The 21,420-nt window shown below is 41.6% G+C and carries 16 protein-coding genes; 15 read left to right on the top strand and 1 reads right to left on the bottom strand.

Annotation, left to right across the window (positions count from 1 at the left end; all coding sequences use genetic code 11):
* Window positions 1-23: 23 nt before the first annotated feature.
* The 11 genes from DFP82_RS03925 to DFP82_RS14860 all read left to right on the top strand — a co-directional run bounded on the left by DFP82_RS03925 (window position 24) and on the right by DFP82_RS14860 (window position 12,057).
* A complete protein-coding gene (locus tag DFP82_RS03925) occupies window positions 24-848 on the top strand; it encodes an OmpA family protein (protein WP_110922436.1) in 825 nt (274 codons plus the stop codon).
* A gap of 97 nt (window positions 849-945) precedes the next feature.
* Window positions 946-3,645, top strand: coding sequence for a DUF2345 domain-containing protein (locus DFP82_RS03920; RefSeq protein ID WP_110922435.1), 2,700 nt, complete (start codon window positions 946-948; stop codon window positions 3,643-3,645).
* Window positions 3,646-3,655: 10 nt separating this feature from the next.
* Window positions 3,656-5,035, top strand: coding sequence for a hypothetical protein (locus tag DFP82_RS03915; RefSeq protein ID WP_110922434.1), 1,380 nt, complete (start codon window positions 3,656-3,658; stop codon window positions 5,033-5,035).
* A gap of 9 nt (window positions 5,036-5,044) precedes the next feature.
* A complete protein-coding gene (locus DFP82_RS03910) occupies window positions 5,045-5,737 on the top strand; it encodes a hypothetical protein (RefSeq protein ID WP_110922433.1) in 693 nt (230 codons plus the stop codon).
* Between the two features lie 358 nt (window positions 5,738-6,095).
* Entirely contained in the window at window positions 6,096-7,631 is a 1,536-nt protein-coding gene (locus tag DFP82_RS03905) for a zinc metalloprotease (RefSeq protein ID WP_110922432.1), read from the top strand.
* 33 nt (window positions 7,632-7,664) lie between these two features.
* Window positions 7,665-8,372: a hypothetical protein gene (locus tag DFP82_RS03900; RefSeq protein ID WP_110922431.1), complete on the top strand. Its 708-nt coding sequence runs from the start codon at window positions 7,665-7,667 to the stop codon at window positions 8,370-8,372.
* 34 nt (window positions 8,373-8,406) lie between these two features.
* Window positions 8,407-9,468 carry a hypothetical protein gene (locus tag DFP82_RS03895; RefSeq protein ID WP_110922430.1) on the top strand — a complete coding sequence of 354 codons (1,062 nt, stop codon included), beginning with the start codon at window positions 8,407-8,409 and terminating at the stop codon, window positions 9,466-9,468.
* 72 nt (window positions 9,469-9,540) lie between these two features.
* Complete coding sequence (locus DFP82_RS03890; protein ID WP_110922429.1) at window positions 9,541-10,428, top strand: hypothetical protein; 888 nt, start codon at window positions 9,541-9,543, stop codon at window positions 10,426-10,428.
* A gap of 313 nt (window positions 10,429-10,741) precedes the next feature.
* Window positions 10,742-11,110 carry a hypothetical protein gene (locus DFP82_RS03885; RefSeq protein ID WP_110922428.1) on the top strand — a complete coding sequence of 123 codons (369 nt, stop codon included), beginning with the start codon at window positions 10,742-10,744 and terminating at the stop codon, window positions 11,108-11,110.
* Window positions 11,070-11,771, top strand: coding sequence for a hypothetical protein (locus DFP82_RS03880; RefSeq protein WP_110922427.1), 702 nt, complete (start codon window positions 11,070-11,072; stop codon window positions 11,769-11,771). Before DFP82_RS03885 ends, DFP82_RS03880 begins: the two co-directional genes overlap by 41 nt.
* A 163-nt stretch (window positions 11,772-11,934) precedes the next feature.
* The gene (locus tag DFP82_RS14860; RefSeq protein WP_281269536.1) at window positions 11,935-12,057 is read left to right on the top strand and encodes a hypothetical protein; all 123 of its coding nucleotides are present in this window, start codon (window positions 11,935-11,937) and stop codon (window positions 12,055-12,057) included.
* 8 nt (window positions 12,058-12,065) lie between these two features.
* Here the strand turns inward: DFP82_RS14860 and DFP82_RS03875 are convergent, their stop codons facing one another.
* Window positions 12,066-14,930: a heavy metal translocating P-type ATPase gene (locus DFP82_RS03875; RefSeq protein ID WP_110922426.1), complete on the bottom strand. Its 2,865-nt coding sequence runs from the start codon at window positions 14,928-14,930 to the stop codon at window positions 12,066-12,068.
* 468 nt (window positions 14,931-15,398) lie between these two features.
* On the opposite strand from DFP82_RS03875, the gene mrcB reads away from it, so the two are divergent.
* The 4 genes from mrcB to DFP82_RS03855 all read left to right on the top strand — a co-directional run bounded on the left by mrcB (window position 15,399) and on the right by DFP82_RS03855 (window position 21,113).
* On the top strand, window positions 15,399-17,867 hold the full coding sequence (gene mrcB / locus DFP82_RS03870) for a penicillin-binding protein 1B (protein ID WP_110922425.1): 2,469 nt from the start codon (window positions 15,399-15,401) through the stop codon (window positions 17,865-17,867).
* Between the two features lie 32 nt (window positions 17,868-17,899).
* A complete protein-coding gene (locus DFP82_RS03865) occupies window positions 17,900-18,697 on the top strand; it encodes a tetratricopeptide repeat protein (RefSeq protein ID WP_110922424.1) in 798 nt (265 codons plus the stop codon).
* A 122-nt stretch (window positions 18,698-18,819) separates the two neighbouring features.
* Complete coding sequence (gene prmA / locus DFP82_RS03860) at window positions 18,820-19,746, top strand: 50S ribosomal protein L11 methyltransferase (protein WP_110922423.1); 927 nt, start codon at window positions 18,820-18,822, stop codon at window positions 19,744-19,746.
* 182 nt (window positions 19,747-19,928) lie between these two features.
* On the top strand, window positions 19,929-21,113 hold the full coding sequence (locus DFP82_RS03855; protein ID WP_110922422.1) for a DUF3426 domain-containing protein: 1,185 nt from the start codon (window positions 19,929-19,931) through the stop codon (window positions 21,111-21,113).
* The last annotated feature ends 307 nt before the right edge of the window (window positions 21,114-21,420 follow it).

Here is a 21,420-nt window from a genome sequence, read left to right as displayed (position 1 = left end):
TATAAAGATTAAAAGGCACTTCAATGAAAGTCCTCTCCAAAACATTACCATCTAAGCTTGCTGGTCACTCCAAGAAACTACTATTAGTATCCGCGATGATACTTCCTCTCAGTGCGGTTGTCTTTGCAGCACAAGATGATGGTCTATCACGCAACGTACCAGTCGTCATCAAAGGTGTGGTCGCTACCAGCTCAGACAAGCAACAATTGCTCGAAAAACTAAAAGCACAATATCCTAATAAAACGGTCAGAGACGAAATCGAAGTGCGCTCGAACATTAGCATACCGACCAATTGGCAACAGATAGCCACTGCCATTATCGATAGCGACATATCCAATATTAGCCAAGGCCGTATCGACATCCATGGTACGACCATTAGCTTACATGGCAAAGTAAGCAGTCTTGAACAAAAACAAGCGATCCAAAATCGCATTCATACCCGTCTAACCGACCTCTATCAACTGGACAATCAACTGGTTGTCGTAGAGGGTGAACAACGTCTCCTCGACGACACATTAGGCAATCGTATCGTTGAGTTTGAATCAGGTAGCACCACACTAACCCCGATGGGGCTTGGCATTTTAGACGATATGGCAGGCGTACTACAGCGGGTCGGTGATAAGCCCGTGACCATCACTGGACATACGGATAATGTCGGCAACCCTAGTTCGAACTTGGTGTTATCAAATAAGCGTGCAGAAGCGGTCAAGCAATACCTCATCGGTCGAAATATCAGTGCAGCACGTCTCAGCACTACGGGTAAAGGGGACGCAGACCCCATCGCCAGTAATGACAATGAAGAGGGGCGTACTCGTAATCGCCGTATCGAATTTACCCTCGCCGAATAACACGGCTGTATGCATGACAATGGCAGACAAACACTTATGTTTTGATGCCAGCGCTCAAAAAACATGATGCCATTGCGCAAAGAATAGGGACATAACTATGTTACGCTTGACCAATACTGTACTCCCCATGCATCCTGACAGGCTCTATGCCAGTGAAGGCAGTACACAAGCTCCCTATGCGAGTGCTCGTCAAGACATCAATGACCATAAAGCGTGGCAGAATAAGCTGATTCAAGCATCTTCTGAAGATGATATCGTTGCCCAGCTAAACCCCAATGGGAATGAGCAATATCAGCAGCACGGTATCGACACTTACCTGCTTCATGTCTATATTCATGAGCGTCACCACCCGCCTTTTACATCGCTCACCTACTTAATCGGCACTCCGCTTACCTTGAGCTTCGATACCCCGAGCGGTCTACACTACCGCCACTTATACCTGACTGCCGTACATCAACTGGATCACGATGGCAGCTACGGCTATTATCGTCTGCTCGCACAGCCCATTACTTATCGCCTGCATCAACACCAACGCTGTCATATAGACACTGACTTATCAGTACAGTCCATGGTGGCAGAACGCACTGCTACTCTAGAGATAGAGACCGTCGATGATAGCAGCAGTGGTGAAGACGCTAGCTGGACACCTGCACGCATGACCCAATGGCAAATCAGTGACTGGACGCATATTTGTGAGCGGCTTGCACGTCAAGGACTGACAGCCTATCTGCGTCATGAGCAAACGGACGAACATACACCGCCAAAGCTCATTATCACGACAGCCTCTCCAAGCGATAGCGAGGGCATCAGCACAAACATTGGTGCGATACGCTATCAGCAAGTATTACACGACCGCGTACATGCGCCAGTATTGGCACTGAGTGAGCAAATCATCACTCAGCCAAGCTCCGTGACGATGCAACGCTTTAACAGTGCGAGTGTCGCACACCCTACTCAGTCTGCTGATATTGCCATAAACACCAGTACTGATGAAAATAGCGCTCAAGAAGACAATCAAGCAAGTAGCCAATCGCTCACGCTAGACACCCCTGCTGCGTTTGCGCCCGTGACAGATACCGAGACCATCGATGAAGCGACTGTCATAGCCAACAGTTATCAAAGCCATCACAGCGTCTATCATGCACTTGCTCATGCCACTGATTTGAATGTTGCCGATACCTTTATACTGGTCGATCACAACCATCTCAATCAGCACTATCGCGCCACCCATATCGTTCACTTGGCGCGCAACAGTCTGGCACATGTGACAGGGCTGACCATCAGTCGTCGCCATCATGAACGCCATGCCTCAACACTAGAATCAGGCATTCACTTGACCCAGCTGCGGCTGATTACCGCAGACACGCCGTGGGTCGGTAGTTTATATAGCAAACGCGTACTACCGCCAATGACCGGTATCACAGATGCTCAAAGCGATACCGACAGTCGCAATCATATGACCCCGACCAAAAGCTATCTGCTTGACAGTCCTGCCCAACCTATCAATCGATTAGAAGCCCAAGCAGGAGCCAACTATGGCAGTCACTTCACTCATAGAACTGACGACCAGACCCTGATGCAGTCTATCGGTGATGGTGAGCACTTAATCAATACTGGTAGCTTATTGTCTAGCACGCGCCCTAGCCTATTTGCTACGGACAATGAACAAGCAGTCGAGAGCGGCTATCGCAACACGGGCAACGGTTTATCAGAGTGGATTACCGATCATAGAACGGAGCAAGCGTACTCACAGCTGAACGTCAATGATGGTCAAGTGGCTGCCACGCTCAAGATGGGAATTATCAATGCTGAAAGTGATGGCGCCAGTAGTAAACGTCAAGGCATCAATGCCAATACCAGTGCTCAAATCAATATCAAGTCGGGCGAAGCCTTAGTATTCTCCACCCAGCCGCAAACCCACGCGCAATCTGGACAGCATAACTATCAACAGTACACCCCGACTCTGACTCAAACGGCATTGGGTGGTCAGCATCTGGCTGAACGCTTAACACAACTGGCAACGGGACTGGGACGTCATATCAATGACCACAAAGTGATTAAGACCCAGTTAGAAAGTATCGCAGAGGATCAGCACACCAAAACCCATCAACAAGCGCCCTATACGCTGATAGATAGCGCTGCTGATACGAGCTATGTCAGTGACGATACGCTGATTCAGCGATCGATGGGTGAGATGATAACGACCACTCAGCAAGATATGATGGTGAGCAGTGGTGATGGTCATCATCAGGTCAGTAGTGAGTCTTTGACGATAGTCGCTGATGGTCAGTTTAGTATGACCAATGGCAAGGACAATATTATGCTGTCTGCACATACAGGGAAGCTTGAAGCGACAGCGAAGCAAGATGTGAATATGTCATCCTCAACTAAAGAAGTTGAGATAGTGGCAACGAATAAGATTACGCTGACGGCGGGCGGTGCGAGTATCACGCTAGATGGCGCGGATATTACGATTGCGGCGATGCAGTTTACGGAGAAGGCTGGTAAGCATAGTCGTGATAGCGGCGGGATGGATGGGCTGAGTTTGGCGGGGTTGCCGAGCATCATTCCTGAGAAAAAGACGCTGATGGATGGAGTGTATAGTTTGGCATATCAGTTTTTGGATGACGATGATGAGCCCTATGCCAACACACCTTATACAGCGACGAACAAACAAACAGGCGAAGAGTTTAAAGGTGTGACCGATGAAGACGGACGGTCAGAACGCTTCCATTCTAATAGCGAAGATGAGATTGAAGTTCATCTAGAGCTGGATTGGCAAAACAAAGAGCAATAGGGTAGAAACTATGAGTAAAAAATCTAATGGCACTACTGGCCCATCTGATCCGTTCGCAGTAGTTAGAATAAGCCGTCGTGAGTTTACGGTTCATTTTAGACAGCCAAAGGATATGGCTGGACGTTATGGATTTGATTATCCACGAGATACTGATAGATACCCTATGGAAGAGGTAACAGAACCCACAACAGGTAGGCGTACTCGCAAAGCATTATTTAAAGGTAATATTTCTAATTTTAACGATATTTACCTTAAAGATGCTATGTACTCACCACTATTACATAAATACAATTATTTACCAGCATGGTTGGCTATCTTCCCGTATACAACCAGCAGTGTTTATAGAGGTGGCTCCTCTATGCACAAAGATGGAATACAACTAGATATTGAGCTTCAACAACTAATTGGAGATACATCTCAACTCAAGAACAGTAAATATACAGAATTAAAGTTTGTATCTTCAAATCCAAGTAAACTTACTGTCTCGCCTTCAAGCATTCCAATTAAAAAATTTATCAAACAAGGATATAAAACGACTGTAGTGGATAAGACTAACAGTAAGAGCCGAAAAGACTATGTTCTTAAAAGAGCTGTACTGGTTAAGGGAGTGAGAAACAAAAAACCACTTAGCAGACATGAAAGTATCGCTGTTTATGCTATTTCTGCTAACGATAAAGACTTAGTAGGAGAATTAATGGTGCATAAAAACGATCAGACGTACAAAGCTGATTTAGTACTAGTACCTGTTAAGACATCTACAGGTATAAATAAAAAATCTTTAGAATCTATAGAGTCATATTTAAAGTACAATTCATTCAATCAAGCACTTATAAGAGCAGAGATTAAAACTACAGAGCCATTCGATTTGAATAAATTTGATACCGACACACATATAAAGTCTTATATAAAACATGCAAAGACAAATAGCCATACTCCAGAATCAGTAAGTGACGGCATTATTAATGCGTATGATAAATATGGACTTGGAAAACATAGAGACCAAAATGGTAATGCTTTATCCATTAATCAAAAAGGTCATAAAAAGACTTACCTTTTTCTATTAGATTTTGATGTAAAAGACTTGTACGGTAAAGCACCTGCTGATTTTTCTACTGGACAATTTGCAACAGGTAATGTTGCGCTCGTTTTAAAATCAGGTTTAGACGATTACGAGACCTTAGTTCATGAAGTAGCCCATAGTATGGGAGTACCGCACGTATTTGAGCCTAATCTTATTAACCAATATAAATTCTATCAAGGGTTTAGTGATAAAGTAATGGACTATAAATGGCAAACAGGTATTGCACCTAGCAATCCAAATAAACTTATTTCATTTACGAGGTATCAATGGTACCTGATGCAAAAAGATCCCAGTGTATACAAACTATAAGAGGTCTGTATGAAAACAATAAAGCTTGCACTTACTCTAGTAATTACTGCATTATTTGCTGCCTGTGACGCCACCTCTTCTGACTCACTCACTCTAGATTCAGGTAAAGTGATCGAACCTACTGTAATACTGGATGAACAGAATAGCGCTGAGAGCATATCAACATCTAAGACTGAACCCCAAATACAACAGGGTTTCAATACAACAGACCCAGCTCCTTTCATCACTAAAACCCCCGCAAAGCAAGTTCATGAACCATTTTTTCTGCCTGACGAAAATGTAAAAAAAACTAAAAAATTATTCCACAAAGAATATAATTTAAACCAAATAAATAGTAAACAATTTGACGAAACGGCATATGGCTTTTTTGTTGTCATTCAATATGACGATGGCACTATCTTAGATTACTCATTGGATAAAGTTAATAATAAATATTTTGTGAAGAGGTTTACCTTAGCTGGGAAATATCAACCACATGACCCGTTTAATAGACTCGATGAAGATATCATATACAAAATATTAGATATAAGCGGGGCAGATAACCCTGATATATTTTTTCAAGAACTCATAAACAGCCCTAAGATTACTAAATATAGGGACTGCATTGTGCAACAAAAACAATCGAAATATGCGATGGTGGATTTGACATCATGTGAGTTTGATAATAGAACAGATTTGTCTTTATATAAATCTAAATCTTAGAATAAGGCAACATCAAACTATCCAACCATTAACTGGGGCAGTTCATTTGGCCGTTCGATGACAGATAAGACTATTTTTTACTTCAAACCACTTTCGGGTGGTTTTTTATAATGATACATAAGTAACAATGACATCCCCTACCCCTGTATCACATTCATAACTAAACCTAAAACACAGCTATTTTATCGAAGGCTAGTTCACTTGGGGCAGATACCAATATCTAACAAGGTTGAATGGTCTAATATTCAACAGGCCATATCTGACTTAGTTTGAACAAAGATACTCTTCGCAGCACCCCGTTAATGTCGTAACTTACTTACGAACTATTTTTAATAATTAGATATTGAGATACACAACCATGGTAGGAAATAAATCTAAAGGTACTACTAAGAAGCTCACAACGGGTACCAATAACCAAATAGTAAAAATAACAGGACCTACCCTTAGAGACTTTCTAATACATTTCAGAAGGCCTACGCTGACAAAATATAACGGTTTGTATGGCTTTGATTGGTTGAGAGATGAATATGTATATGATTATCTAAAAGTTATAGAAAATAAGGATTCTGAAACTCAATTATATCGTGGTGATGTTCGTGAATTAATTAAAGAATACACACGCTTAAGCTCATCTGATACAGCGGATGTAAAAGAGCTTGCCAATATCAAGCCGACGAATGGCGAGCCGTATATCCCTGCATGGTTATCGATAATACCAACTCACTCAACCACTCTAAAAGGTGTTCCAATTGACTTACACTTACAAATAGATCAAGAAAATAGCGACGATGGTTCAGAACTTACCAATGATGGCACTATAATCGAGTTTATAACCAGTCCTGGCATAACCATAACGCCTAACTCTATAAGTTTGGGTGATCTGATAAAAGGAGGTCGGCTGTCTCCAGATGTTTTAAACTCTTCTAATAGCGTCTTCCAATCTAAAACCATTCATAGATATCGAGATGAAAGCACTACTTTCAAAATTGAATCGAATGTTACAGATGGCTTGCCAGGATCTATTCAAATTAAAGCAAGCTTGAGAGGCGCAGAGCGTATCGTTGGTTTACTTATGATATATCCAAACATACCAAAGACATGTGAAATAGTGCCCTATAAGTTTTCTTCCGTACTTGGTAATACTAGCGTTACAGTCCCTCAATACCTTGAAGACTATCTAGCACAGACATTACTTCGACAGGCTTGTATCACATCAAAAATTGAAAAAATCAAGCTTTTAAATATTGCCGATTTAAAACAACAATATGAAAAATCACAAAAGGCCAGTTTTGCAATAAATAAGGATATGGCATTAAGCTTAATAAATGGGTTTTTGGCACAATACCCATCACCATCTATAAGAGATTTGACGGAGAGCGAAGGGGATGCTTTTCCTGATGATTTAGCTAAGCTGATGGCAGCTATATTAAGAGAAACGACAAACAATAATTCAATAGATGGACTGTATATTGATTCAGATAATCACAAAAAAACTTTCCTAGTCTTTACAAACTACGTTACCCCAGATGCCGCTGGTATAGCAACTTGGGACTATAAGGAAATACATAACCAGTCATGCAACCCTGAGCCATGCTACATAGATGAAGCAGGGAATTTAGGGGTGATGTACAAATATGACGGCAGCAAGCTTCATGCACTAACTGCTATCCATGAGCTAGGACATACCTTAGGTTTACCGCATACTTTTGAGACTACTAGCTCAGCCAAACATCAGTTTTACCAAGGGTATACTGATAATATAATGGATTATGATACTAAAATCGACAATTTAGGCACTTATCAAGACGTTCAATTTAATGATTTCTATGAGCATAATCTCGCTTCATTTAAGTGGCAATGGGATATTATACGTAATGATAGAAGCGTGTATTGATATCAGTAATTAAACCAAAAAGTAGGCTTTGTTATGTATATAAGACACTTTCAATTATTCAGTACTATTATTTTATTAAGCCTATCTGTTCAAATCAGAGCGCAACCGATAGAACCAGTATTTGACTCAAAATTTGACGCTTATAGAAGTATTTATTTAGATAGTCCTGATTTTACAAACCTAGCCCCCTGCGTCGAATATAAACGTAGTCGCTATGCTAAAGAAAAAATAAAAGTTATTAACACTGGTGTGCAAAGAGACAAATTTATCGACGTGATGGATAAAGACTTATTTTTAGAGCGGTTTGAGAAATCGCCTTTATATACTCAGCTAACTCATAGAAATCATTTTGATCGGCGTATTGAACTGGGAAAAATAAATGGAGATTTACATTTACTAGATATAGGTGGTAATAATAAACTTAATAGTATTTCTTACCATTTTAACAGTGTGCATGCTAGAAAACAGTATGGTCATGAGCTCATAGCACTCGATAGATTTGGCATGCTCGAGACCCTCAACCTAGTTTTAGATGACCGCGAAAAATCTGAAGAGATATTAAATGAGTTGTATAGTGACTACAGTGAAAAAGTTAAAAACGATATTAAGTTAAAAGATACTGATATCTATTTTTCTTATGTTCGCTTTAATGGTTTGCTCTTTGAGCTGTGGGGGCGAAATACTACTCATGAACTTGAGCACTGTAGGTTTGATATGTTGAGTAACCTAACAATTCATTAGTTGTATTTTTTGACTCAAAAACAGGGTTAGTATTATGCCCAAGCAGATTTTAAGTGTTTTAGTTTGCTTCAGTTTTATCTTTTTAACGGTAGCCTGTCAGGCAAAACACAGTGAACTGCCTGACAAACCTCTAGAAATTGCTTTAAATATGACTGCTCAAGAGTTATACGATGCTAACCCTGAGTATAAAGTTTTTCAAGAAGCTGACGCTCAGCCTATGAGCGTTACTTTTCAAGGTTATGACTTTCCAAGATATAAAGAGCCTACTGTCATTATTAAATACCCTAATGGTGAGTTAAGTATTGACGGTGTTATGTCGATTTTAGCTTACGACGATAACAAAAAAGCAAATTACAAACTCTCGAAAATCAATCTTGGTTTTTTATTCAACCAAAAAGTAAGCGGCATATCAGACGAAGATGCTTATCAGAAAATAATGTCTTTCTTTAAAGAACTACAAGATAAAGGCTGGACTTATGCTAAAAGCTTAAGTGAACCTCGTTTAAGCCCTAAAGACAGCTTTACATTTGCCACAAAAGAAGGTGGAAGTGACTTTAACCTTGATTACACCTATCCTTTAAACTTTGAGCAATGGATGCAGCTCAGTGATTTACAAGTATGGCAACTGCGCCATGGTAAAGATGTATTTATGAATATTAGAATAAATAGGCAAAGTGACCCTGAAACAGGCAGCCGTCATTACCTAATTAGCTTAGATGTTTTCGATGAGTCAGAATTAATAAAACAAATAATCCCTAATAACTACGATGAATCTTTGACTAAAGAATATAGTAAACTTTATGGTGGACTACCTGAAGCTAGACTTTTTTTCGAGACTAAAGCCATCAAAATGGGATTGAAGATTCAGCAAGATCAACCTGACTATACTCTACCCCTTGTACTTAAAGAAACAGGGATTGATACCAGAAAGTTTGTATCGATTGACCCCTATAAGATAGCTTACGAAGAGTTCATTAAGCGTCAAGAGGCTGGTGAAGATATGACACCCTACTACGAAAACCAACCGGAGACTAAACCTGAAATGTCCAGTCAGGCTCGTGGACGTTGCCTAGCAGATCAACCCCACTCTGCTTAGAATTATTGCAACTTAGGGCAATGGTTGAGAAACCTCTTGGATATTTCCTAGCAGTAATGAAGGGGGAAAATAATGCGATTACTATCCTTTAAAGCAGTTATATTAGCGGTTATCGTGGCGATTGTTTTTATCTTATTTCAATACACACAACAAGAGAATAAATCTATGTCCACACCACAAAATGTCACTCTTCACTTTGATCAGCAAGGAATCAAAGACTTTAACACTTATACTGGTGGCGATGTAGACATCCAACCTGCTGGAATGAGCTTTTTTGATTTGGATTGGACGCCTCCTGATCTAGGATCAGTAAATATTGCTCATGAGAATCATACTTTAACTTTGGATAACGCATTTTCCGTATTGGGAAACTCTAAAAACAATAACGTAAGTAAAGGTATTATAGGTATAAGTATTAATGCTAGCTTAAACAAAGCAGAATTTGTGGAACCAAAGGAAGCTTACTTAGCCTATAAAGAATTATTGACTCAAATCAACCAACAAGGTTGGCAACAGTATTACGCTCCCTATGCATCTCGTATCTCAAAACAAGATAATCTTAGGTCTATAAAGCAATTCAATGAAGTCACGGATCCTAGTTATATTCTAAGCTATGAAGAGTGGTCTGGCTTATTTAACAGCAACCCAGATCAAAGCCTGTACTATAATTTATATCTTGATGGTATCATCGTCATTATAACTGTCGATAGGACAGAAATTAACGAGATCGGACAAGAGCAGTATATGCTTAGGTTTGCGTTTAACACTGCTGGATATACTGGTGTCAATCTTATAGAAGGCGGCTCTAAACTTGAAGGAGCCGCCTTAAAACAAGCCTATGAGGACATGATTAAACTGTCTTTAACTAGTAGATTAAAGAAAGAGCTTGATTTGCAAGAACAGGGCTATACTATCGATGAAAGTTATGAGACCCCTGATTTTTGGGAGTATATGAAATAGTCTGAAGTTGAATACAAACCTAAGACTATTTTATAAAATAATGCCTAGCCAAATCAGCCTACTGGTTTACACCTACCAAAAAATATAACTGAGCCTATCTTAAGAAAAGCCAGCTCATGCCAGACTAACTAAACAACAACTGGGGTGAGGTGATTTGGCAATTTGATGGTGAGTAAGGTTAGTCTTTTATTATTTTACTTAAGCCACTTTCGGGTGGTTTTTTTATTATTTCCTTACAACCCAGCCACAAACCCATGCGCAATCTGGACAGCATAACTATCAACACCACACCCCGACTCTCACCCAAACGGCATTGGGTGGTCAGCATCTGGCTGAACGTTTAACACAATTGGCAACGGGTAATGTTGCTGTCGTTTTTAAAAACGCTTGGGAGAATCTTGATACTTTAGTTCATGAAATTGGCCATAGTTTATCATTGCCTCATATATTTGAGCCCCACTCTGCCAACCAATATAAGTTCTATCAAAGCTTTAGTGATAAAGTGATGGATTACACTTGGCAAGCCATTAGTAAAAGAACAAATAGCAAAAAGCAAAAAGCAAAAAGCAAAAAGCGTATGTCATTCACTAGATATCAATGGTATAAAATGCAAAAAGATACGAGAATTTACAGGATAGATTATGAAATTATTAAGATTTTTTATTATTACCTTATTATTTAGTCCCTCATTACTAGCTTGTGATAACAAATCAGCTGAAATCAAAGGCATAGAGCAAAATAAAAGCACTAACAACACTGTTTCAAATACAGATAATGTATCAACCAATCAACAGTATCCAGCAATAGATGGAGATATAGACGAAATAGAAAATAATTTTTTCGTTGATTGGGAGCCAAGAGTAACAAGTACGCCGGCAAAGCAATCCCAGACACGCTTTTCTTTGCCACAATTAAATACAGAGAAGTTAAAGACCTCATTCTATGATGATATGCAAGTTGAAAAAATTGAGGGGGAAAATATAAATGAAGACCTTAATAGCTTTTATGGTTTAGTTCAATATTCCGATAATACTTTTATTCATTATTCTTTTGAGAAAGAAAAAGATCAATATTTTGGCAAACTATTTTACGTAGCAGTACCTCAAAAACCTACTGAAGCTTTTAGTAATTTTCAGAAAAATATTATCTATAAGATGATAGATGTAAGTGGTGCAGATAACCCTCCTCAGTTCTTCCAAGAATTGCTAGATAGTCCAAAGATTATAAAATATACAGAATGTGTTGTGCAGCAGAAACAATCTAAATACGTTATGGTAGAGATGATCTTTTGCGAAGATGATGACAGAACTGATATATCTTTATATAACCCAGAATTAAAATAGAAGCAATTAATAAGCAATACTAAACGCAAGGCAAGCAAACATGAATTAGCAAGGACAGGTCGCCATATTATAAATATGTATCAATGATTTACAATGTGGCTTATCCCGAATTCAGGTTAAAAAACAAACGCTCACGTTAGACACCCCTGCTGCATTTGCGCCCGTGACAGATACCGAGACCATCGATGAAGCGACTGTCGTAGCAAACAGTCATCAAAGCCATCATAGCCATCATAGCGTCTATCGTGCAGTCACCCATGCCACTGCACACTACCTCGTGTCTTAGAGTCACCCCTAAGCACGCTTCAAGCGCAAAGCATTCAATACCACAAACAATGAGCTGAGTGACATACCAATAGCAGCGAGCCATGGTGGCACGTAGCCTAACGCTGCTGGTATCAACACAATACTGTTGTATACCAGTGCCCAGCGAAAGTTTTGTTTGATGATACGCTCTGTTTTATCAGCGATACGTTTGGCCGCAGTAATAGCTTCTATTTGACCATTTAAGATAATACTATCGCTCGATACTTGCGCCAAATCTGCCGCGCCAGCAATCGAGGTCGAGACATCTGCCGCTGCCAGTACGGGTGCATCATTGATACCGTCACCAACCATCAGCACTACTGCACCTTCAGACTGCAATTTTTGAATATGGTTGACCTTATCGGTTGGTGATAAACCATTATAGGCAGACTCCATACCCAAACCTTTCGCCATTACTAACGCTTGCGGACTTGGATCACCAGTTAGCATCACAGACTCAATGCCTAGTGCTTTCAGTGTATCAAGCATCGACTTGGCACTGTCACGCACCTTGTCATTAAAGTAAAAACACGCCAGCGCCTGCCAATCGTCTGAATCGTTATTTTGACGAGACAAGACTACCGCTGAGCTGGCTCGTTGCGCTACTAAATCAATGGTTATATCATTATTTGCACTAGCATCATTGGTGTTGTCTAAGGCAAAATCCACATGACCAATTCGATATAACACACCATCGATCATTGCTTCTACCCCACCCGCTGGATAATGCTGTAGTGCTTGCGTGGCTGGCAGGTGCAATTGATAAGCCGCAGTAAGCAATGCATGGGCAATTGGGTGCCGACTACCCACTTCTAGAGCAGCGGCGATGGCTAAGACTTTATCTTTTTGGTCAGCTAATACTAAACCTTCTGTCTCTTTTTGACTCAGAGGATCAGTTAATTCGATATTGAGTAAATTCGGCTTACCATAAGTCAGCGTACCTGTTTTATCAAAGGCCACATGAGTAATCTCAGCGAGCGTTTGCAGCGTATGCCCACGCGTCGTTAAAAATCCATAGCTCGCCAACCGATTCGTCGATACCGTCAGGGCAATAGGTGTCGCCAAAGACAAGGCACAAGGACAAGTTGCAACTAATACTGCGACGGTAGCCCAAACAGCTTGGCTTGGATCAACGATATACCAACCAATAAACACCAAGACGGACAATACTAGAATGCGCGCCACAAACCAACGTGCCAGCTTATCTGCCTGCTGTGCCAGTTTTGGCTTTTCACTCATGGCGCGGTTCATGAGTCTATCTATCAAGCCTATCTGGCTATCTTCTGGCAATGCGGTGACCAGCATCTCAAATGGCTGACTGTCATTTTGCGCACCACCAACGATATAGTCGCCTTGGGTCTTGATAATCAAGTCGCCCTCACCCGTCAGCAGGCTTTGCGAGACTGTGGCGGTTGGACTGAGCAAAATACCATCACTGATAATTTCAGATCCCGCTTCTACCATGATGATGTCACCCACTTGCAAGCTATGAGCGGTCACCATTTTTTTGTCTTGTGTACTATTTTTATCTTCGACGCTGACGCCTGTTGTTGGCTCTGGTTTTGATTCTTGTTTTGATAAAGAGAATCGCTGATTACGCGATTGCTGCCAGTCTTGGGCAATACGTGCGGTTAACTCATGAACATTATCATCTATGCTCTTCATAAAATTAGGCATAGCACTTGATAGTTTTTGGTTGCTTATAGGGTCCACATTCACATTATCACGTGAAATATCAGCAGTGCCATCTTCTGACTTATTAGCCGTTTCATTGAGCATATTCTGCGAAATCTGTTGCAAAATACGCTCAGCAGCTTCTTTATCTTCCGCAACTTTTTGCACCAACACCGGTTCAACCACCACCAAATCATTGGCCATAGTCGCAGCTTTTAGGCGAGCATTATGCTCGATGTAACGGCCTGCTAATAAGAAGAAAATAAACATGCTGACCGAATCGTAATACGTTTCCCCTTGCCCAGTAATCGTGGCATATAGACTGGCGAAAAAAGTCACAATTAGCGCAATACTGACAGGCACATCCATATTAACTTGGCGGGCGCGAACCGCTGACCATGCTGATGTAAAAAACGGTAGTCCAGCATAAAAGAATACAGGCGTACTGACGAACAATGAGACCCAACGTAGAAAATCACGCTGCAATATCAGCATGTCACTATATTCACCAAAATATAGCGCCACGGCATACATCATTGCTTGCATCGAACCCAATGCAGCAATACCAAGGCGCAGCAGCATTTGATTAGTATGGCGTGCCAGCATGGCCTCATGCGTGTCTTGACGATAAGGCTTGGCTTCATAGCCGATTTCATTGATAACGGCTAGAATACGGCTAATCGGTAGCTTGTCTTCGTTCCAAATCACCCGCATACGTTGGTTGGTCAAATTCACCTGACATTTACTGATACCATCCAACTCGTCGAGACGTGATTCAATCAACCACGTACACGCCGCACAACGCAGATTATTGACAGACAACTCTGCCACCGACATACCATCCTGCGCATACACAAACTGCTGCTTTATCTCGTCATGATCATAAGCCTCAAGGCGAGTCATTTGAGTAGGCAAGCTTGCCGTACGACTAATCTCCGAGCGATCCAGATAATATTGCTCAAGCCCTGCCTCTACGATACTCTGCGCTGCCAACTGACAGCCCATACAGCACATCTCACGTGATTGACCCAGTATCTCGGCATAGAATGGCGGCTGCGGTACAGGATCGCCGCAATGAAAGCAATCGCCCGCAAGTGGCAGCACTAGACCTTCAATGATCGAGTTGTCTTCATAATGATGGTTTGGGGTAGAGGCTATTGATGGAGGGACACTAGACATAATCGCGCTTACTTCCTTTAGACAGGTTTGCTCGAACCCTATTCGTTTCAAGTTCGTTTCAAGTAAATTCGCTTCGCGGGCAGCTTGCTATTGTTAACGGTACTCAATGCCTAGGTTATAGAACCAAATAAAACAGTAACTCTAGAAGTCTCTTGGCGTTGCTAGCATAAAGTAACACGCAACAATAACAGCGGATAATTCATAAAAAACACATCGTTGTAGCAAGATTAAATTGCTATCGTGAACGACTATTCTATATGGCATCTATAAAAGCAATTAAAAGCTCTTGATGCGTTTATATTCATGTGAATATTTTAATAAAGATTATACTATAAGCAAATGCTGTAAGCAGTCTCAATGCTCATAGTTTAATACCAATGAATGCTAACTTTGACGATGATAGATTGAAAAATTTGTCATTTTGCGTCATTATGAAGCAGTTTTTTATCCCAAAATGGTGCGATATCAGTGCAAAAATCCAATTCCAAGCTACCAAATACCCAGTTACCACAGTCTGCTAGGCCTATTGTCAGCACGCTACCATCACAGCAGCGCGGCTTGGTATTTAGTAGTCTTATATTAATTGTCATTATCGCGGGTATGGTGCTGCTCGCGCTATACTTAATCAAACTTGATCGTACCATTACCCATAAGTTTGAGGGTAAGCGCTGGGATATTCCTGCCAAAGTATACTCACAGCCACTTGAGTTATATCAAGGTGCTAGTGTTGATACAGATACGATGAAAACTTGGCTAGAACTGCTTAATTATCAAAGCAACAAAGCTTATGATCGCACTGGCACTTATCATAAATCAGGTAATACCTACTTTATCCATACGCGTGGCTTTACTTATAGCGCCAATGATGTGGACAAAGAGCAAGTCATCAAAATGACTATTAATGGTAATAAGATTTCATCGGTACAGAGCACCTTACCTGCCAAGAGTGGCATCATTCGCTTAGAGCCTGTCAACATTGGCGGTATTTACCCAGACAGCAATGAAGATCGTATGGTCGTCTCATTAGATGACGTGCCACAGCCACTCATCGACGCGTTGATCGCCACGGAAGACCGTGCGTTTTACGAGCACAAAGGGGTATCTGTACGCGGTATTGCACGCGCCGTAATAAATAACTTTTCTGGTGGCTCTAGACAGGGCGGCTCGACCATTACTCAGCAGTTGATCAAAAACTTCTATCTCAACTCAGACCGTACGCTGAAACGCAAAGCCAACGAAGCATTAATGGCTGTACTACTTGAATTGCATTACAGCAAAGACGAAATTCTACAGACCTATCTAAACGAGATTTACTTAGGTCAGAATGGTAAGCGCTCTATTAATGGTTTTGGCTTGGCCTCACAGTTTTATTTTGGCAAACCACTCAAAGAGCTACGCTTAGATCAGCAAGCCATGCTTGTGGGTATGGCAAAAGGCCCAAGTATCTATAATCCACGTCGCAACCCAAATGACTCAAAAGAACGCCGTAACATTGTCCTTGGTAATATGCTGGCCGTAGAGTCACTTAGCCAAGAAGACTATGATAAAGCGATCGAACGACCGCTCGATATCGTTGAAAAACCTGTTGAGGGTAAGAGCCAGTTCCCTGACTTTTTGGATATCGTCAAACGTGAACTGAACACTGTTTATTATTCTGATGACCTCAAAAACGAAGGTCTCACTATTATCAGTACGTTAGACCCTATTGCGCAGTTGGCAGCAGACAAGGCCGTTGATAAAAAACTGGGTGAACTACGTCGCAAGAGCAGCAAAACCAAAGATTTACAAGGTGCTCTAGTGAGTGCCAATCCTGAAACTGGCGAGCTGGTATCTGTGGTCGGTAGTGGTAGTGAGTTTACAGGCTTTAACCGCGCCGTTGATGCCAAGCGTCAAGTCGGCTCATTATTAAAGCCGGTCATTTATATGACCGCGCTTGAAAGCGGTCGCTACAATCTCGCAAGCTCGGTAGATGACTCACCAATTACGGTAAATTTAAGTGACGGTACTAAATGGAACCCGAAAAACTACGACAATCGTGATCATGGTTATGTACCGTTTACCACTGCGCTATCACAGTCATATAACCAAGCGGCGGTACGCTTGGGCATGGAGTTTGGGATTGATACCTTTGCCAAACAGTTGAAGCGTATGGGTGTAAAAGAAGACATACCACCATATCCTTCAGCACTGCTAGGCTCTGTCAATCTTAGCCCGATGGATATGCTTGGCGTATACCAAGTCTTTGCGACTGGTGGCTTTCGCACCCCTATTCATAGTATTCGTACGGTGATAGATGATCGCGGCCGTATCTTGCAGCGTACTGGACTCAATACTCAGCGCAGCATCCCGCCTGAGACCAATTACCTCACAAATTACGCGCTACAGCAAGTGGTCGCAACTGGTTCTGCTAAACGTGCAAAATCACTTGGTAGCAATTTAAACTTGGCGGGCAAAACAGGTACCACAAACGACTTTCGAGATGCTTGGTTTGCCGGTTATAGTGGCAACTACGTCAGTGTGGTTTGGGTTGGTCGTGATGATAACAAACCTATCGGTCTAAGCGGTGGTAGTGGTGCATTACCAGTTTGGGTTGATTATATGGATCGTCTCAAGCTGACACCTGTGTCATTACCAGAGCCTGAAGGCATTGAATGGTTATGGTTAGAGAACAACTCAGGTAAGCTCTCTAATGAGCGTTGTACTGATGCCCGTTATCTGCCAGTACTGTCAGCACATCTACCAGAAGAAGCCAGCAGTTGTGCGCTTGGTCTATATCAGCAAGACCGTGCACGCGAGCAGTCACAACTGCAAAATCAACAAGGTAACTTTGAGATTCCAAATGGTGAAGCCGTTGATACCGATAGCCAAGAAAATAGTGATGAGCAAGATGAAAACGATGCCGATACTTGGTATGATCGTGCCGTTGAATGGTTCTAACATTGCTTTTAAACATTACAAAAGGTCTCAACATGTTGTTATTTCTGAAGCACGCTACATCAGTCAAGCCAGCCGTTATTGGTAGTCCTAAAAGGCCTACCTCAGCCAATGCTATACTGGTAACCAGCGCACTTATCAGCATGTTGGGTTTGAGCGCTTGTCAGACTGCGCCGACTACGATGACGACAGCCCCTTCTCAAACTGTCCCATCGTCACAAATGCCTGATACATCTGCGACTACTGAGACTCAGGCCCCTACCTATGAAGAGGATGCTGATAGCGACTATCCTATCGAGCCTGACAGCAGTTCCGTTGAATCGACAAATCCACTGACGCAAGAGTCTCCGGTGTTTGTACCATCCAACCCTATACCGACTCAGCCTGACACCGTCTTCGTTATTCCTTCTCGTGAAGAATACGTAGTCCCTGAGCCCTCTATACCGTCACATAGCGAACTGTTGGAACGTGCTAGGAGCAACTCGCAGCAACGAACGCAACAAGCGACCAGTAACAATAGTAACTTGCCAGCGTTTCGCAGTTTAATGCAGACAGGTGTCAATCAGCTCAAAACAGGTCAATTGACCAATGCTGAAAGCAGCTTTACCCGTGCACAGCGCCTAGCACCCAAATCATCAGCAGTATATTTCTATTTAGCACAAGTGGCATTGAAAAAGAACCAACCTCGTAAAGCAGAAGCAATGGCACGCCGTGGTCTTAGTGTCTCTCAAGACGCCAATCGCAGACGCGCGCTATGGCAAATCATTTTGCAATCAGGACAGGCACAAGGTAACTCACGTGTCGTCAGTGAGGCAAAACAAGCATTACGTTAATATCAAAACATATCTAAGTGAATAGATGCCAAGTTTATAGCTTTGTAATCTATTCACTTTTTATATTCTACACCCCATCATTTATCCAAAATATACATTTAATTTAGCTTAAGGTTATCGTTATGGCATGGCAACAACTACATTTACAATGTGAAAAAGCAAACGTCGATTTGGCTGAGGCGCTACTACTAGAGGCAGGTGCACTGTCTATTGCCTTAGATGATGCAGGTGACCAGCCTTTGTTTGAGCCATTACCTGGTGAGTCGCCTCTATGGGACGAAGTTATCCTAACAGGGCTGTTTGATGCGACGACTGATGCTGGCAACCGTCAGGCTGTCGAGCAGTTGAGTCATGAAATTGCCGCTCAAGTACAAGCCACCCGTGTTTGGCTGAGTGCTGTCGATGACAAAGACTGGGAACGCGAATGGATGAGTAACTACCACCCTATCGAATGTGCCAATAATCTATGGATCGTACCCAATTGGCTAACACCACCGAACCCTGACGCGACCAATATTATTATGGATCCTGGACTGGCCTTTGGTACTGGCTATCATGCGACCACGCGCTTATGTCTAGATTGGCTAACAGAGCAAGATTTAAAAGATAAAGTGGTCATTGATTATGGTTGTGGCTCAGGTATTTTGGGCATTGCTGCTTTACTATTGGGTGCACGCCAAGTCTATGCAGTTGATATCGATCCACAAGCGGTATTGGCAACCAATCAAAATGCAGAACGCAATGATGTTGGTGACCGTCTACAAGCATTCTTGCCAGAAGATTTTACAGATTACTGTTCACAGAATTCTGTCTTGCCAGTAGACGTTATCGTCGCAAATATCTTGGCAAAACCATTAATTGGCTTAGCCCCTTATTTTGCGACTTTAATCACGCAAAAAGGTAGAATCGTACTAGCAGGCTTGATAGAGTCGCAAACTGACCAAGTCACTGATGCTTATCAGCCTTATTTTGCTCTTGATGCAAAACATGCTTTTACAGCGCAAGAAGACCAACATTGGCAACGTCTATCTGGTACATTTACAGGCTAGCAACATTTAATTACATCTGTTACGATAGAGGGCAGTCAGATACCCTGTGTTTGACGCCACTCTATCCGTGCTCATGACTCATAGATTTTTAAACGCTTTTGAATGATGGCATTAGCATCATAGGCAGCCTTTATTGAGTGGCTAAGCGGTATTGATAACCATATTTTTTTGGATTCGACCCTATGACTACGCCAATACAGACCCAGTGCCCTCATTGCAAAAATTGCTTGAAAATACAGCAGGATCAGCTCAATAGAGACAATGCAACAGTCATCTGCGATCAATGCCACCAAAGTTTTTTAGTCAACAAACATCTTGTCGTAAACCCTGATGTTTCTAAGATATCAGCCTCTCCAGTAGAGACAGCAACGACCCAAAAAAAGGATATGTCGACTCCACATAACCACTCTGCACAAACATCTAAAATCAATAATAAAAACAGCTCAGATAACACTAAATCAGCACTCAAGAAACCACCTTCAAAAAAAATCTCCTCTGACATACTAATCCATGATGACATGGATACCTATGAGCCAGACGACACCTCTTTAGAATATGATTCTCTAGACAGTATGGATGCGTGGTTGGATCAAATAAACGAGACCAATTATACTTCAACAGTATCTGATGAACCGTCAAACACCACCTCTAAAACAACCAGTAAAAGCATCAGTTCAGCCGTCTCTAATGATATTCACGCTAATATCGATGATACGACTGACAACTCATGGCTCGAAAAGCTTCTTAAAGATCAAAACAAAAGCGAAGACATACTACAAGACGAAACAGACTTATCACGACTGTTACTCGATATGGGCGTACCACTTAAAGACGAAGACAAATCCATTGATGAGCGTGTGAGAAAGTCTCAAGAGCAATTTATACCAACGCCGAGGAAACGTTCAGCAGCATCGTTACTATGGATACTCGGGTGTTTAGTGTTGGCACTATTACTCTTTGCACAATATGTCATCTTTAACTTAGAGACCTTAGTAAAAACCCCTGCTCATGCTGAAAAACTCCAAGCAATATGTTCAGCTATTTCGTGTAGCTTACCCAGTGCTGATATAAATGCGCTGACGCTCACCAATACCAATCATAGATCCAGCAAAATAAAAATGACGGGTAAATTTAGCGATATAAGCGCTACATTAAATAATCAAAGTGCAAGCACTCAGCTATATCCAAATGTTAAAGTCAGCGTCTATGGTAGCAATGAGCTAATCGGTGAGTTTATTGCTACACCAGCTGACTACCTATTAAGTAAGCAAAGCCAACTGGCTGCAGACAGTAACCGTCAGATACTCTTTACTATACCCGTTGCAAATACACAAATCCGCGATGTTAGCATCAGCCCCTTGTACTAAGTTTTGAGCTAAATTGAAGCTTATAACATTGAGTTAATGCTTATCAGTCAGAGAAGTTTGTATTCATACTATTGAGAATAAGCTTTCGTAAATAGCGTCAATGCTAAGATAACTGCCAATATATCAGCGCTAGACGACATTAATTTGATATAATACCCACAATATCTTATGGTTTGATTCTCCCTAATCCCAAGGACATTATCTTATGGCGCCTCATGCACAGCATTATGCCAATCATTTTGCTACAAGCTCTGAGCATCCTGCCGATTATAATAAAGAAAACTACCCTCAGCCGACTCACCACTTT

Source organism: Psychrobacter fozii (assembly GCF_003217155.1).
Lineage (GTDB): Bacteria > Pseudomonadota > Gammaproteobacteria > Pseudomonadales > Moraxellaceae > Psychrobacter > Psychrobacter fozii.
Note: the sequence above shows the minus strand (reverse complement) of the source record. Positions and strands in the feature narration are given on the sequence as shown.

Excerpts from the sequence above, each read along its gene's own strand:
- DFP82_RS03925 (WP_110922436.1), top strand. The coding sequence starts at position 24 with ATGAAAGTCCTCTCCAAAACATTACCATCTAAGCTTGCTGGTCACTCC.
- DFP82_RS03920 (WP_110922435.1), top strand. The coding sequence starts at position 946 with ATGTTACGCTTGACCAATACTGTACTCCCCATGCATCCTGACAGGCTC.
- DFP82_RS03915 (WP_110922434.1), top strand. The coding sequence starts at position 3,656 with ATGAGTAAAAAATCTAATGGCACTACTGGCCCATCTGATCCGTTCGCA.
- DFP82_RS03910 (WP_110922433.1), top strand. The coding sequence starts at position 5,045 with ATGAAAACAATAAAGCTTGCACTTACTCTAGTAATTACTGCATTATTT.
- DFP82_RS03905 (WP_110922432.1), top strand. The coding sequence starts at position 6,096 with ATGGTAGGAAATAAATCTAAAGGTACTACTAAGAAGCTCACAACGGGT.
- DFP82_RS03900 (WP_110922431.1), top strand. The coding sequence starts at position 7,665 with ATGTATATAAGACACTTTCAATTATTCAGTACTATTATTTTATTAAGC.
- DFP82_RS03895 (WP_110922430.1), top strand. The coding sequence starts at position 8,407 with ATGCCCAAGCAGATTTTAAGTGTTTTAGTTTGCTTCAGTTTTATCTTT.
- DFP82_RS03890 (WP_110922429.1), top strand. The coding sequence starts at position 9,541 with ATGCGATTACTATCCTTTAAAGCAGTTATATTAGCGGTTATCGTGGCG.
- DFP82_RS03880 (WP_110922427.1), top strand. The coding sequence starts at position 11,070 with ATGAAATTATTAAGATTTTTTATTATTACCTTATTATTTAGTCCCTCA.
- DFP82_RS03875 (WP_110922426.1), bottom strand. The coding sequence starts at position 14,930 with ATGTCTAGTGTCCCTCCATCAATAGCCTCTACCCCAAACCATCATTAT.
- DFP82_RS03865 (WP_110922424.1), top strand. The coding sequence starts at position 17,900 with ATGTTGTTATTTCTGAAGCACGCTACATCAGTCAAGCCAGCCGTTATT.
- prmA (WP_110922423.1), top strand. The coding sequence starts at position 18,820 with ATGGCATGGCAACAACTACATTTACAATGTGAAAAAGCAAACGTCGAT.
- DFP82_RS03855 (WP_110922422.1), top strand. The coding sequence starts at position 19,929 with ATGACTACGCCAATACAGACCCAGTGCCCTCATTGCAAAAATTGCTTG.